Origin of the sequence: Kribbella sp. NPDC056861 (genome assembly GCF_040687575.1) — a bacterium.
GTDB lineage: Bacteria > Actinomycetota > Actinomycetes > Propionibacteriales > Kribbellaceae > Kribbella.
Genome location: NZ_JBFBNQ010000008.1, coordinates 265,988 through 281,770, shown reverse-complemented (window position 1 = coordinate 281,770; position 15,783 = coordinate 265,988). Strand labels below are relative to the sequence as shown.

Below are 15,783 nucleotides of genomic sequence, written 5' to 3'. Positions count from 1 at the left end.
TTCCTCAGCTATTCGGTGGGAGTGGAGTCTTCGTAGTTGATGCTGAGCGTTGCCTCGTCGATCGGCCCCGGATAGATCCGGACGTCGTCGACCTGTCCGTCGAGGAAGTGGTTCTGGACACCGGCGTCGAGCGCGGATCCGAGCCGAAGGACGCCGGTACCGTCGGGAGCGGTCGCGGTTCCGGGAACCTCGATGGTCGTCTGGTGCTGGTTGTCGCCGAGGACCAGGCTCAGCTCGCGGTCGGCCGAGTTGTAGCTACCGGTGAGGTAGACCCAGTCCCCCAGCTCGTAACTGATCGGCTCGCTCGCCACGGTGATCTGTCCGGTTCCGTCGGGATCCGGGATCGAGAAGCTCCAGACCGCCTTCCGCTCGTCGGGGTTGGTCAGGTCCCAGCGGAGGAAGCCGAGCATGAAGCCACCTGCTCCGGCGCGATCCTCGCTGACGGCCACCTGCCGAGTCGTCTTCGCGCCGACCCGGACCCTCGCACTGACGGTGAAGTTGCGGCTGGTGTCAACCACGTTGGACGCGGCGGTCGCGATCGAGGAGGTACCCGGCAGCTTGACCGACCAGTCGTTCGCGCCGGTCGAGGTCGAGTCCCACGAGTCACCCGCCGCCCAGCTCGCCGCAGTACCGAGGTTGAAGTCGTGAGCCTTGCCGCTGCTGTCCCTCGAGGTTGTGCCGGTTCCTTCGTCGAGGTACCACCGACCGGTGAACGGACCTGTCTCGATCCGGACCGTCAGTGCGTTGAAGTCGACACTTCGGTTGCCGGCCCGGTCGATGCTCCAGGATCTGATCACGAGCGGACCGGTCCGGACCGGGGTGAACCGGAACGTGCCGCTCTTCGTCGCGTCGATCGAGACCACCTCAGCGCCCGGCTCCAGGCTGTCGATCGAGTACTTGAAGTGGTTGGGATCGTTGGTCGTGACCTCGAGCTTCACATCGATCGGCTGGCGGAGCGGGTAGATGTCGCCAGGAGCCGTGGTCAGTACCGTGATTTTCGGCGGCGGCGGCTCGGACAAGTCGATGATGAACCAGCAGTAGCCCGACCAGGCCGAGTAGTCGATGCCGTCCCAGGCCCGGGCCCGCCAGCCGATCAGGACGTCTTCTTTCAACCCCGACACATTCGAGGCCGGCGTGTACTCCACCGTGCTGCTGCTGGCCTTGATCAGACTGCTGCCCGTCCACAGCGGCGTTGCGACCCCGCTCTGCCGAAACTCGTAGTCGACCCTGGACGGCTGACGATCGACGTCCAGGATCTTGACCGTCGGAACCGGGCTGTCCTGGCTCACCTTGAGCGGCGCGGTCGAGGTCGGGCACCCCATCGTCGGGCTGGTGGAATGCGCGTTGGACAGCACCGGGACGTGGTTGTAGATGATGTCGAGCCGGACCGCCTTGCCGAAGCGCTTCCACGCCATCGAGTCGGTCTCGCTGGCCGCACGCAGGCCGAGGTACGCGTACTGGCTACCGTCCGCGGCCTGCTCGGCGATGGCTGCGGTCGCGTCGAACTCGATCCACTTCCCGCCCGGCGTGCAGCCGTCCCGGCCGACGGCTTCGACAACCGAGTCGAGCTTCTTCAGCCAGGTGCCTGACCCGGAGCCACTGTTCCAGGTGATGCTCGGTGTGATCGCGGAGGTCTTCCACAGCTGCACCTCCTTCTTGGTGCAGCTGGCTGCCCAGGTCTCATAGCCGCTGAAGACGGCCTTCGTGATGTGGGTGTACTGCAAGCCGGCGATCCTCATGTGGTACATCAGCCGCTTGCGGCTCCAAGGCTCGAACTCCTGGTAGCCAACGCCCTCCGGTCCTTCCCACTGCCAGGTCGCGGTGGTCGGGTAGTGCTGGTTGATCATCGCGCGGCCGAACTGGGTCGAGTGGAAGGCCGGATCGATGTAGATCGGGTACTTGACCGCTGCGTCGTTCATCAGCGCGGCGGACGGGCTGACCCTCATCGACGACTTGCCGACCTCGAGCGGGATCGGTACGACCTTGTCGCCCTCGAGCGGACTCTCACTGCGGTCCTCGTCGGTGGGCGCCTGTCCGGTACCGCGGGAGTCCCACGCCACCGGCGCCGGGCTGGTGAAGATGACCTTGCCGAACTTGTCCTTGGCCAGCGTGACCCCGCCTGCCACCTTGGCGACAGCGAGAGTCGGAGCCTTCACAGCGAAGTCGAGCCGCTGCAACTGCGGCAACCGAGCAGCCTCAGGCGTTTTCACCACCAGCACTTCGCTGTACGAGCTGGTGCCGGCCGTGATCTTCAGATCGACGTCGGGGAAGACGTTCGGATACGTGACGCCGTCGCCGCTGATCGTCGGCTCAGGCAACGGCTCCGGCCAGCTGAGCGTCATCTCGTGGCCATCCGACTTCATCGTGATGAGTTCGCTGGTCCCGCCACCCGAGAAGCTCAGCTCCATCGCGGCTGCCTTCGGCCGCACCCGCCCGTCCGGGCTCTTGGCCAGCGTGGCATCCAGCTCCACCCACTGCCCGTCACGCTTGGTCCGGACCGGAACATTGCTCTGCTCCAAGGTGAAGCTGCCGTCCGGGTTGGCGAACGTCCGCGCCATCTCGGTCCGCTTCTCCACCACCTCGACACGCTGCTTGGACGCGACCGCCCGTTTGGAGGCCGACTGCGACTCCTGCGGCGTCCCCTGGACCCGAGTCTCACCACCCACAGGCGGTGCCGCTCGCCCGGTCTCAGGCGCGACCGTCACCCACCCCAACGCCCCAACAGCCGCGGCACAGACCCCTGCCACAGCACGCCGCTTGCTCGAATACCCCGACATTTGACCCCACCGCTCTCGACTCCCCCGAGCCACAGATGCGATGAAACGCTAAGTCAATGGACGAGCACGCAACACATGCAACCCATACAGTTCACCCATACACTTTGGCCGGCCCTAGCAGCGGGATCCTTGTACTGCAAGCCGAATCTGCCGTCAAAAGCTGCAAAAGGTCGCTGGGCAACTGGCCAACGCCCCGACCACAAGCCTCGCGATCAACCGTCGACGGCTGACAGCAGCGGGGCGAACTTCGATCCCACCGCGACGACAAGCTCTGATTGGATCGGAACCAGATGCGCCAAAACAGGTGGCAATCTACTGCCAGCGCTGATTCCGACTGGGCGGGAACGGACCGAACAGGCTGCCGTACTCTCCGGTGTCATCGGCAAACAAAAAGTCCTGCCCCGCATCCTTCACGACCGCATGTAGACGGGTAATCAATTCGAGCGGAGTGTCGAGATCGACACCAAGCATCCCGGCAACTCTCGACTGCTTGTCCACGATCTCCGGATGTTTGGCCAGCAGATCACGCCACAAGAAACCTGTCGCCACCTCCATACTCGCCAGGTCACCGTTCGCGGAGTACTTCAGGGCGTCCCTCCAGTACGGGAAGCCAATCATGAGGCGAAGAGCATCTCGCAGATCATCCGCAATGCGCCCCGCCTCTCCTTCTGAACTCGCACACAACACGGGCCGGCGGGTTCCTCGCATTCCACACAGATAGAATTCGCCACCGGAAAAAGCTCCCGCAATACTCTTGAGCTGCTGCCCTGAAATCAGTCTCGGAGAGTCAGCGCCCGCCTGACGCGAGACGTTGAAATCAAACAAATCCGCCAGGAGCGACGAAAGGTCTCGATCCTCGATGATCCGTGACGACAAATCACTGGAGCCGCGAATACCGCCACGATAGCAAACGCCCGGAAATCCAGCCGGCGTGGCGGTTGCCAACGGCATTGACAACCGCCACTCAAAAACACCAATCAGGACTCTAGTCAGGGCTTTCTGGTCACAAACGACTCGATGTCATCGAGCGCGTCTTCGGCCAGTCCGCCTAGGTCAGCATCCAGACGCAACTGTTGAAGGCGAACCACGACGTCAGGTCTGATAGCGCCATCAAGTCTCGCGATATGCCCCAGGCAGGTCAATGCCAACTGACGAAGCTGAAGGGGTCGCTCTGACCCACTGAGCTCGAGAAGGAAGGTCTGGACCCACTGACGGTCAGGTTCGTCGTACGCCAACGCTAACAATGCCTGCGCGGCGAGCTCCGGGTCATCGCCAGAGATATCTCTCAGAAGAACGCGACGACCGTCCAACTCACTTCGTTCAGACGTCATGGCTCCACCAGTCCAGACTTGATCGCTCTTCGTAGAACTGAACTTGCCTTGGACATCCCTGGATCCGTGCCAACGTCGGTACGGACATGCCCGTGGAACAGCTCATTCGTTCCTCCTTCCACCGTACACCCGCATGCTACCTCGCCATGCCTGTCCAGAATCACATCCTCACCATTGCTTCGACCTATACGACGAGGTGAAGTCGGCTTGATCTGAACCGAGTTGTCCAAGGCGGCCTGGCCATTACTCGGCAAAGCACTATTCGGACCACGAGAACTGGCGCGCGCGATGGGCCCATGTTTGCCATTTGCCTCGTAGATCAACTGCCCACAGTTATGGACAAGGACAGGCACACCACTAACAACTATATAATACGTGTGCACGTTGCTAACCGTCAGGTTGTATACACGCGCGACAGCCGCGTAGCTCTTCGTGGCGGTAACCGCGACCGGCTGGCCAAGAGAGGACAACTGGTTCCCGATCGTCAACTGGCCCGCGTCCAGCCAGCGCCCGGCTGCAGGGACATAGAACGGGTGACCTGCCGTTGCTGTAATGACGTCAGTAGATTTCTTGCCGTCAACTCCGGTAGTCGTTAGTTCGAGTTCCACCAGGTTCTTTGTGCCCTGACCTATGATCGTCCTGACCACGGGTTCAGCGGCAACTTTCCCGGTGGCTGGATCCGCAGCGACTACCTCGTCACCCACTTGAAGGTGCTCGATCGGTTTCTGGTGGCCATCTGCCAACAGGACCAGAGTGCCTGGCTCAAACGAGTTGAAAGAACACGACGAAGCCACCGCTTGTTCGGCCGCGCGGAGCTCGTCTTCGGCCTTACGGAAGCCCTTGATGCCCTCGATGGCTTCGCCGATCAGGTCTTTTATTCGGCCGACCAACTTCCAAGCCTTCTTGGCGTGGAAGAGGTACTTGCTGACCAGTTTGCCGGCGATTCCGCCGGCGAAGGAGGACAGGACGGTGACTCCGGTCGAGGCGCAAGCGCCGAGGTCGCCGTCGGTGAAGCAGTTGAGGGCGTCGGTGACGCCGATTTCGTCGGCGACGATCTTGACCAGGTCCTTGATGACGCGCTTGATGACGCGTTTGGCTTCTTCTTTTGCTTCGCGATGGTGGGTGACTTGGGCGACGGCCTGTTCGAGGGCTTCGCTCTGGCCTTCCTCGGTGGACGGCGGGGTGACCTTTTTCTTGACCTTGGTGGCGGTCGGTTTGGTGGGGGCGCCGCCGTCGTCCTTCAGTAGCAGGCCGTCGGGGTCGCTGAAGGTTGCCGGGTTGCCGTTGGAGTAGGAGTAGGCGTTGAGGGTCTGCGGGTTGGCGATGTCGACCAAGGGGTCGACGCTGATGAAGCGGCCCAGTTTGGCGTCGTATTCTCGGGCGCCCAGATGGGTCAGGCCGGTTGAGGGGTCGTCCACGCCGTTGACGAAGCCGTGGCTGTTCGGTTCCCAGGTTGGCGACGGGGCGCCGCGGCTGTTGCCGAACGGGTCCATGTAGCGGCGGGAGATGTCCGTGGTCGAGCCGTCCACCGAGACGGTGGAGGTTCCCTGGGGATCGGCCATCAGGTACTCGACCGTCAGGGCATCGTTGCGCATGGCGACTGTCTTGCCGTTGAAGTCGTAGTACCTGGTCGACTTCACCTTGTCGGTCACCTTGTCGAAGCGGACCTCGGCCGAGGCCAGGTAGAGCGTCGAACCCTTCGGGTCGTGACGGATCAGGCGACTGCCTTCGGCGTCGTAGACGAAGTCGGTGTCACCGGCAGGACCGGAGACCGACGAGAGGTGGCCCTCGGCATCCCAGGCAAGGGTGTCGGTGTCACCGCCGACTGTTCGGGAGGACAGGTTTCCGGTGGCGTCGTAGCCGTAGTTGTCGACCGACGTACCGCTCGGGCCCGTGCCGTTGACAGCGGTCACCGCGTGCGGCCGAACAGCGGTGGCGGCCGGATAGCTGTAGGTGGATGTCGTGTCGCCGGCGACCTTGTGGTCCACGACGCTCGTGCGGTTGCCGGACTTGTCGTAGTTGTAGGACTGCCAGTACGGCGCCGGTCCCCCGAGGGTGGCGGCGGAACGCGTTGCGGCACAGGTTCCCGCGGGCGTCCAGGCTTCCGTCGTACGACGGAGGTAGTCGTTCGCGTAGCACTGCCGGTCTACGGCGGCACCCATCGTGTGCGTCACCGAGGTGACGTTGGAAGCGTCGTCGTAGGTGTAGTTGAAGGTGTCATCGGCGGCGACGACGGTACTTCGGTCGACATCCATCTTGGCGAGCCGGCGGGTGCCCTGCTCGTACTCGAAGGACTGATAGATCGACTTCTCCGACGCCTGGCCCATCCGGTACTGCAGCGGATCGCCGTACTCGCCGTACTTCGTGCCGGCCACGTACGACTGCCAGCCGCCGATACCGTCCGCGTTGCCGAAGGCGTCGTACTCCATCGTGATCGTCTCATCGGGAAGACCTGGAGTAGTGGGCAACTTCGCCTTGTTGACGCTGCCGTCGGGGTTGTATGTCGTCGTCGCGCTGTAGGTCCCGGCGAGCTTTCCCTCGGAGGCCGGAATCGTGACGCTGGTCCCGATCGGACGATCGAGGAGGTCGTAGCCGGTCACCGCATTGACGTAGTTGTTGCCGTCGACCGTCCGGGTGGACGAAGTCAGCAGACCCTTGCCGAGGGTGTCGTAGATCCACGACGCGAGCACGGTGCCGTTCGCCGAACCGCTTCGGATCGCCGTCTTGCGGTCCAACTCGTCGTAGGAGTAGAAGATCGACTGATTCCGGGCATCCGTCGTGGAGACCAGCCGGTCCGCCTTGTCGTAGGTGGAGGTCGTGGTGCCCTTGTCCGGGTCCGCCGAGGAAATCTGCCGCCCCCGGATGTCGTAGCCGTACCGCCAGACGCTGCCCGCGGCGTTGGCGATCGTCTCAAGCTGACCGTCCGGCTTGTAGGTGTACTTCGTGGAGTCGTAATCTCCACCAGCGGCGGCACCGTGGTACTGCCGTAGCTCACTCACCTTCCCGCGGGCATCGAAGAGCTGCATGCTCGTCGTGCCACCGGACGGCGGGATGACAGCGGTCGCGTTGCCCCCGTAGATCGTCTGGGTCCGCCACTGCTCATGTCCCTGAACGTTGAAGACCGAGACCACCGGACGGTTCGCGCCGTCGTAGGTGTTCACCGTCTGACCCGGCAGGTTCGGCTCGTTGGCGTCGAACAAGGTGTTGGTCGGCGCCGACTTGTCGTCGTAGTACGCACCGGTCTGCGTCGCGACATTGCCGCGGTAGTCGTACGTCGTGTCCGAGATGACCCGGCCGACACCGGTGGCTGCCGGCGTCTGTACCTGGCGCTGTCGCAGAAGTCCGTCGAACAGCGTCCTGCTGGTCTTGTACGTGCCGTTCGGTAGAAGTTCCTGCGTGGCAACGACATTCGGAGCCGTCTTCGACAGGAGGTAGCTGAACAGCATCGACGCAGTCGCGCTACCGGCCTTCGAGCGGTTCGGCAGCCAGACTCCGGTCAGCCGCCCGAAGGCGTCGTACTCCAGGTCCGTGCGGCGACCGTTCGGGTCGACCTCCGCGACCGTCGCACCCCAGGCAGGGTTGATGATCGTCGAGCTGACATAGCCCTTCGCGTCCGAGACCGCGCGACCGGTGACCGGCCCGCCGGTAGCGGGCGTGTAGGTGACTCCACTCGTCTTGCGTCCCAGCCCGTCGTAGGTTTCCTTGACCCGGCCGAGGCTGTCGTATGTCGTCCGCGACCGCTCTTCGTACTGCGGTCCGTTGGACCAACCGCTCATCGTCTCGACCTTGGTGACGAGGCCGTCCACCGGTGCCGCGGTCAGATCCGTCTGTCCGTCGAAGTACGAGCGTTCGTCCGAGATCACCTGCGTCGGCCGGTTGGGGGTGACACCGCACCCGACCGACACCTTCTCCTCCCGGCTGACCGCACCGAGAATCTGCAGTACCTCGTTCCGGTTGTAGGTGAAGCGCGTACAACGATCGTCGTTGGCCACGGTGACGTCACCGAGGTCGTCGACCGAAACCGGCATCCCGAGGTCGTCGAACTCGGTCGTCGAGCCGACCGTCCGGTAGGCCCCGTTGCTCAGCCGGGTCCGGACGAAGGTCGACTTGGTCTGCAGCAGGGTCGAGACTGTGTCACCGCCGGCCCCGGTTTGCTTGGTCCAGGGAGTGCTGATCGTCCCGGTGACCTCTGGGCCGCCCGCACCGTCGTAGGTGATCTGCTCGCGGCCGAAGCCGTTCAGCCGCGGCGCGTCGAGGATGACCTCGCCCTGACTGTCGGTGACACCGACCGTCTTCTTGGCAGTGCCCTGCGGATTGAGGTAGTCACCGTGCATCCCGCGGAAGAAGGTGTACTGGGTTCGGGTCCGATCGCTGGGCGCGCCGGTCTCCACGTTGACCTTCGAGTAGCCGCGCCAGTCGCCCCAACTGCGGTACTTGAGCACAGTGAGTTCGTTGTCGTCGAAGTGCCAAGCGGGAGTGCCCAGGTACTCGTAGAACGTGCCCTGATCCAGGCCGTCCGTGCTGCTGTCAGCGACCACGACGCTGGTCACCACGTACTTGTTGAACCAGTGCAGCGTCGGCTCCACGCCCCCTTCGACAGTCCAGTAGACAGGGAAACATCGCTTGGTGTTCGTCGGCGCGTCCGCAAGGCCCGGCTTTGTCGTGGGTGTGCAGTCCGGAGCGCTGTAGTTGACGTTGGTGACCTGCCCGGACTCCGACGAGATCGAGGAGACCCGCCATTTGTTCATGGCCGGCGCAGCATCACCGATCGCGTCCACGCGGTTCGGCTTGTTGATCCCCACGAAGGAGACCGGCGGGTTGGTCAGGGTTCCACCGGCGCGCCCTTGGTGGGTGATGGTCCGCAAGAACAGCGAGCGGTCGGTGTCACCGGACGGCGGGTAGTCCTGGGTCAGGCTCCAGGTGTCGACCGAAAGCCAGCCGCTGCCGTTGAGCGTCTCGGTGTTCACCTTCGCCAGGCGCTTGCGGCTGAAGAAGGACGGCGAGGTGCGGTTGGGGCACGACGTCGCCGACGTACAGATCTGGTCGAACGGCACGTCCGGCCAGTAGGCGGCGTTCGCCGCCGTCAGCTGAGCTGGTGCGCAGGTGACCGCTCCGCCCGGGAGACAACGCTCCGCGACCTCGAACCAGGCCCGGGCCGGTGCGGCCTTCGTCGTCTCGGTCGCCGTCACCTTGCCGTAGTCGATGATCCAGGGGTAGCTGGCCCGCTGGTAGAGCGATACGCCGGTGTTGTTGTTGCGGCCGTAGTAGTTGTTCTCCTGAACGTACCGGTACGTCATCAGGTTGCCGTGGACGTCGACGACCCGGTCGACATTCCAACGCCAGGCCTGCTGACAGTACGATGCGGCGAAGGTCGCCGCGCGGCATGGCTCGCCGGTCTGGTTTCCGAAGACCGGCACGGTGTTGACCGAGTTGGCACGATCGGTCCCGGAGATGGTCGGGTTGCTGCCGAAGTAGTACTGCGTACCGTCGGAGGTGGTGACCAGCCAGTGCTCACCCTCGCGGGCGCCGTTGGCATTGCCCGCGGAGTACAGCCGCTGGATCCGTGATCCGTCGTCTTCGCGCAGCTTGAACGTGTCAGCCGCGATCTTGACGAGTTCACCGGAGTGGCCGCCGAGGGACAGCACCGCGTTGTCGGTCTTCCAGCACAGGTCGCCGGTTTTGACCGTCGTGTTGCTGTTGACCATGTCGTCGGCGCAGGACACGTATTTGCGCTCGATGAAACCCGGTTCGAGCGAGTGTCCCTGACCGACCCACGAGGTCTGGTTGTTGCTGGAGGCAACCTGACCGTCGATCGATCCGGAACTGTAGCCGATCGACAGCTCCGGTCGTGGTCCGGCAGTCCCCGGCGGTACCCGCAACGGGTAGTTCCAGGTGAAGTCTCCGGTCTGTACACCCACGTTCCAGCTCGACGACGCAGCCAACGGTGTCGCCGCGTACGAGCCGGCCGAACCGGAGGCGCCCGCTGCGACGGCCAGCGTGGTGAAGGAAGCGGAACCCGCTTTCGCGGTAGCTCCCTGAGCTGGCACGGCGGGTAGGTCGAGATCAGCCGACACGATCATCTTCCGGCTGTCGTTACCGGCGCCTGGCAGTACTCGCTTCTCACTGCAGGCCCCGCCTGCGACGCAAGCCAGCTCGACGATCCGCAGGCGGTTGGACCAGTTGCCGCCGAACGCCGACGCGAACTTCGAGTAGTCGACGCTCACCTTCGTCGTGGCAGCAGTCTTCTGTGTGTCGGTCCGAGTCAGTCGGATGGCGACGCCTTCGACTCCCAGGCGGGCGCCTTCGGCCTGACTCAACACGTCGACCTTGATCGAAGGTGCAGGAGTTGCCGCCTTCGCCGTACCGGCTGCCGCCGCCGTCACGGAGACCGGCGAGACAGTCTTCTGATCAGTCGCGGCCGACTTCCCGACCGCAGTACCGGCGACCGAGGTCGATGCCGCCGGCCACTCCGGCTGCGGCTGCGGCTTGGATGCCTCGGCCGACTGCTCGCCGGCACGATCTCGCGTCTGACCAGCCTGGAAGTCCTTGCCCGGTGTGGGTTTCTCCTGCTTGACGGGTGGAGCCGGCCGCGACGGTGTCTTCGCCTCGGCCTCTGGAACGTAGGTCCCCAGCCCGGCGATCAGGCTGACACCGAGCAGGGTGACCAGCGCGGCCCTGGCAGATCGGAACCTGTGTGTGTTCTTGCGTCCTCGGGCGGTCACGGAGTCTCCAGGGCATCTTGGTCGATAGTGTCCTCGTCGATCGGCCCGGGATAGATCCGGACGTCATCGACCTTCCCGTTCAGGAAGTAGTTCTGAGCACCGTTGACCATGGCCGATCCGACCCGGAACTGTCCGGTGCCGTCGGGAGCGGGCTTGATCCCCGGCAGAAGGGAGATCGGTACCTGGTCCGTTCCGATCTTCAGCGGTGGGGTCACGTCGTCGCCGTCGACGAGCAGGCTCAACTCGCGGCGGGTCGAGTCGTAGATGCCGGTGAGGTACACCCAGTCACCCGGGCTGTAGGCATCGGCCGCCGAGACGACCGTGACCTGTCCGGTTCCGTTCGGGTCCGGGATCGAGAACGACCAGCTTGCTTTCGGCTCGCCGGGATCCGTCAGATCCATACTCTGCAAGCCGAGAGTGAAGCCGCCGGACCCTGCCCGGTCCTCACTGACCGCGACCTGGCGAGTCGTCTTCGACCCGATCGCCACCCGCGCACTGACGGTGAAGCTCCTGCTGGTGTCGACGATGTCCGAATCGACCGAAGTCACCGCCGTGCTGCCGTTCAGCGCCACCGCGTGGTCGAGGACCGGCTTCTCTTCGTCCTCGAACCAACGATCACCCGTCGTCCACTGTCCCGTGCCCAGCTGGAGTGAGTGCCGCTTACCACTGCTGTCGCCCAAGACAGTTCCCGTCCCCTCGTTCATGAACCAGAGGCCGTTGGTGATCCCGGTCGCCACCTTGACACGTTCCTCGCCGTACTTCAGGCTGCGATTCCCTGCGCGGTCGAAGCTCCACGCGCGGATCACCAGCGGTCCCGGCTGCCTGGGGGTGAAGGTGAAGGTCCCCGGAGAGACCTGGACGACGTCACTGGTCGGCTCTTCGGAATCGATCGTGTACTTGAAGTAGTTGGTGTCCGCCCGGGTGCTCGACAGGCTGACGGTGATCGGCTGGTTGAGCGGAAAGATCGTCGTGTCCGAGCCCTGGACGGTGACGGTCGGGATCGGCGGCTCGGTGGTGTCGATGTAGAAGTAGCACATCTGCGACCAAGGCGAGTAGTCGTATCCGTCCCAGGCCCGCGCCCGCCAGCCGGTGAGGTTGTTCGGACTGAGCATGGTCACCTGGTCCTGCGGCATGAACAGGATGCCGGCGCCGTTCACCTTCGTCAGGCTCGTGCCTCGCCATCTGGCGGGCGTTTGGTTGTTGGTCCAGAACTCGAACCCGACCGAGGTCGGCTGCCGGTCCGTGTCCTGGACCACGACCTTGGGGATCGGATTGCGTGCGTTCACCCTCACCGGGGCCGTCGCAGGAGCGCAGCCCATGGTCGGATTGCTGGTTGCCATGCTCTTGATAGCTGGGATGTGGTTGTAGATGACGGAGATCTTCGCGTCTGTCCTGAACCGCTTCCAGGACAGGGCGTCCGTTTCGCTGGCGCGGAGGCCGAGGTGGAGCCAGCCGTTCGCCGCCGCGGCCTGTTCGGCCACAGCTGTCAGGACGTTGAACTCGAGCCACTTGCCGTTCGGCGAACACGCGCTGCTCCACCCGGCGGCATCGACCACGGAGTCGAGTTCCTTCAGCCAGACGTTCGAGCCGGAGCCGGTGTTCCAGTTGATCGTGGTGCCGATGGCGGCGGTCTTCCAGGCCTGGACCTCGCGCTTGTTGCAGCTCGCAGACCAGGTCTCGTAGGCGCTGAACTGGGCTCCGATGATGTGGGCATCCTGCAAGCCGGCAATCTTGAACTTGTAGATCAACCGCTTGCGGGTGGGCGGGCTGAAGTCCTGGTAGCCGACGCCCTCCGTGCCGGTCCAGTTCCAGTAGGAACTCGTCGGGTGTGCCCCGTCGATCATGGCCCGGCCTTGCTGCGTACCGAATCCTGGGTCGATGTGCAGCGGGTACTTCGCCGCGGTGTCGTTCAGCAGAGTGGCGGGCGGGCTGATCTTGAGCGAGTCGTTGTCGATCTCGAGTGGGATCTGGACGACCCTGTCGCCGTCGATCGGCGCCTCGGTACGGTCTTGGTCGGCCGGCGACTGGATCTTGCCGCGGGAGTCCCACATCGTCGGCGCGGGGCCGGTGAAGATGACCTTGCCCAGCATGTCCTTGGCGAGGATGGCGCCGCCGGGTGCCTCGGCGACGTTCAGGCCCGGTGCCTCCATCGCCAGGTCGAGGCTCTTCAGTTGCGGGAGGCGGGCGGCCTCGGGCGTTTTGACGACCAGTACTTCGCTGTAGGAACTCGTCGACGCGGTGATCTTCAGGTCGACGTCAGGGAAGACGTTCGGATAAGTGACCGCGTCGTCGGCGACGACCGGTTCGGGCAGGGAGCCTGGCCACTCGAGCTTCAGCTCATGGCCGTCGGACTTCATCGAGATGAGCGGGTCGGTGCCGCCGCCGGAGAAGCTCATCTCCAGTGAGGCTGCCTTCGGGCGGATGCGTCCGTCCTGTCCGGCCGACAGCGTCGCGTCCAGGTCGACCCACTGGCCGTCCTTCTTCGTACGAACCGGCTCGTTTGACTGTTCGAGCGTGAAGGTGCCGTCCGGGTTGGCGAACGTCTGATCGGTCGCGGTGCGTTTGCCCAACTGTTCGACCCGCTTGCCGGACGCCTTGGCGCGCGCCGGCGCGGTCTTGTCGTCGTCGACAATGGATGCCGCCTTGGACGCAGCGGCCGCCACCGGCGTCGCTTCCGCCGTCTGCTTCGCGCCGCCTGGGACGGCGTTGAGCCATCCGAGAACGCCAACTGACAGCGCGCAGACTGCTGCTACCGCACGCCGGGTTGTTGCTTTTCTGCCCGCGGGCAGACCTGTCTTGTACATCGCCCCACCGCTCTTCGACTCCCCCGAGCCACAGATGCGCTTCGGATCCTAGGAGTCGCAAACGGTGACGAACATGTACAACTCATACAGTTGACCCATACAAATCGCAGACCTGACGATCTGGTGCATGATCTGCGTCACACTGCCCGATCGTCGTACCAGGGAGCTCAGTCGAGGTGGAAGCGGAGCGCTTGGGCAGCCCGGGTGGGGATTGGGTCGTTCCAGTTGTCGAGGTAGTTCTCGGTGGTGGACAACGAGCGGGGTTCTAGTTTGTCGACGTAGACGGTGCCGCGGAGGTGGTCTGTTTCGTGTTGGACGATGCGGGCCTGCCAGCCGGTGAAGGTTTTGTGGTGGGGGTGGCCGGTGGGGTCGGTGTAGGTGGCGTGGACCGAGTACGGGCGGTTCACTACGCCGGTGTAGCCGGGCATGCTCAGGCAGCCTTCGTAGAAGCCTCGGCGTTTGTGGCCGTTGGGGCGGTAGTCGGGGTTGATGGCGGCGAAGAATTCGAGCGGGTAGCGGTGGCGGGCTTCGGCTACCTCGTCGGAGACAGTTGCCGGGTCTTCCAGTACTGCGATGCGCACCGGTACGCCGATCTGCGGGGCTGCCAGGCCGACGCCGGGGGCGGCTCGCATCGTGCGCTGCATCAGTTCGATGAACTCGGCGAGGAGTTTGTCGTCGACCTGGCCGTCGAACGGGTCGGCCGGCTGGCGTAGTACCGGATCACCCAGGGAGACGATCGGGGCGACGCCGTCGCGGTGCTGGTCGACCAGTCGGGTGATGTGGTCCTTGACGTGGTTCATGGTTCGGCGGCCAACTCCTGAGGCTGTCTGGGCAGAGGCAACCAGCGGCAAGGCCGCAGTACCGGCCAGCAACGCACGCCTGGTGATGTTCACAGCACTAATTGTGGCCGATGACAGATCCGGTGGGCGGGTACAGGGGTGCATGGCCATAACGCGGTGGGCGTTCGGGCGTTGGAGTGGTCGGTAGCTTGGGGAGCCTGGGGGTTGGGTCACAGAGACGGATGGGTGCTCATGGGTAAGGGACTGCAGGCTGGCGTGCTGGTGGCTGTGGTGGCGTTGGTCGGTGGGTGTGGTGGCGGTGGCGGGGATGCGCAGCCGTCGGTGTCCACGTCTTCGCCCGACGGGCGGCCGAGCAGTACTGCGTCCACTCCGGCGGTGAAGCTTGCCGTGGCGGGGACGGTCGCGACGGGGATCGAGGTGCCGTGGGGGTTGGCGTTCCTGCCGGACAAGAGTGCGCTGGTGACCGAGCGGGACAGTGGGAAGATCAAGCGGGTCGTAGCCGGGGCACAGGTCACCGAGGTCGGGACGGTCGAGGGGGTTGATCCGTCGTCCGAGGGTGGGTTGCTCGGGATCGCGGTTGATCCGCAGTACCCGAAGAGGCCGTATGTGTATGTCTACTACTCCAGCAGTGAGGACAACCGGATCGCGCGGTTGACCTATGCGAACGGCGCGATCAGCGAGCCGACGGTGATCGTCGAGGGGATTCCGAAGGCGGCCATCCACAACGGTGGGCGGCTCAGGTTCGGGGCGGACGGGTTCCTGTACGCCGGGACGGGCGACGGCGGCGATCGGCCGAATTCGCAGGACGACGGTTCGCTGGGCGGCAAGGTCCTCAAGGTCACGACGGACGGCAAGGCCGCGCCGGGCAACCCGGACAACCGGTTGTGGATCACCAAGGGGCATCGCAACGTGCAGGGGCTCGCGTTCGGCGGGAGTCAGCTGTACTCCGCGGAGTTCGGGCAGAACACGTGGGACGAGCTGAACGCCATCACGCCGGGATCCAACTACGGCTGGCCGGCCGCTGAGGGCGTGAGCCGGCTGGACGGGATGGTCGATCCGATCGGGCAGTGGGCCACCAAGGACGCCTCCCCCAGCGGGATCACGTTTGCTCAGGGCCACATCTTCATGGCGGGCCTGCGGGGTGAACGGCTCTGGGCGATCCCGGTCGCCAACGGCAAGAGCGCCGGTACGCCGGTCGCCTTCTTCGCCGGTCAGTACGGCCGGCTTCGCACGGTGGAAGCGGCGCCGGACGGCTCACTGTGGCTGACCACCTCGAACACCGACGGCCGCGGCGGCGCCAAGTCGGGCGACGACCGGATCCTCCGGGTCACCATCTCCAAGTAGGCGAA

General features: G+C 64.5%; 6 protein-coding genes. 1 reads left to right on the top strand and 5 read right to left on the bottom strand.

Features of this window, described 5'->3' with window-relative positions; all coding sequences use genetic code 11:
* Positions 1-8: 8 nt before the first annotated feature.
* The 5 genes from AB0P21_RS35620 to AB0P21_RS35600 form a co-directional block, all read right to left on the bottom strand.
* Complete coding sequence (locus AB0P21_RS35620; RefSeq protein ID WP_363702822.1) at positions 9-2,666, bottom strand: LamG-like jellyroll fold domain-containing protein; 2,658 nt, start codon at positions 2,664-2,666, stop codon at positions 9-11.
* Positions 2,667-3,089: 423 nt separating this feature from the next.
* Positions 3,090-3,728 (bottom strand): hypothetical protein, encoded by a 639-nt coding sequence (locus tag AB0P21_RS35615; protein WP_363702820.1) that lies wholly within the window; start codon positions 3,726-3,728, stop codon positions 3,090-3,092.
* A gap of 376 nt (positions 3,729-4,104) precedes the next feature.
* Positions 4,105-10,830 (bottom strand): polymorphic toxin-type HINT domain-containing protein, encoded by a 6,726-nt coding sequence (locus AB0P21_RS35610; RefSeq protein ID WP_363702818.1) that lies wholly within the window; start codon positions 10,828-10,830, stop codon positions 4,105-4,107.
* The gene (locus AB0P21_RS35605) at positions 10,827-13,634 is read right to left on the bottom strand and encodes a LamG-like jellyroll fold domain-containing protein (protein ID WP_363702816.1); all 2,808 of its coding nucleotides are present in this window, start codon (positions 13,632-13,634) and stop codon (positions 10,827-10,829) included. Before AB0P21_RS35605 ends, AB0P21_RS35610 begins: the two co-directional genes overlap by 4 nt.
* Before the next feature lie 167 nt (positions 13,635-13,801).
* A complete protein-coding gene (locus tag AB0P21_RS35600) occupies positions 13,802-14,527 on the bottom strand; it encodes a peptide deformylase (protein WP_363702814.1) in 726 nt (241 codons plus the stop codon).
* 138 nt (positions 14,528-14,665) lie between these two features.
* Between AB0P21_RS35600 and AB0P21_RS35595 the strand changes: the two genes are divergently transcribed.
* Positions 14,666-15,778, top strand: a complete 1,113-nt coding sequence (locus tag AB0P21_RS35595; protein ID WP_363702812.1) for a PQQ-dependent sugar dehydrogenase — start codon at positions 14,666-14,668, stop codon at positions 15,776-15,778.
* The last annotated feature ends 5 nt before the right edge of the window (positions 15,779-15,783 follow it).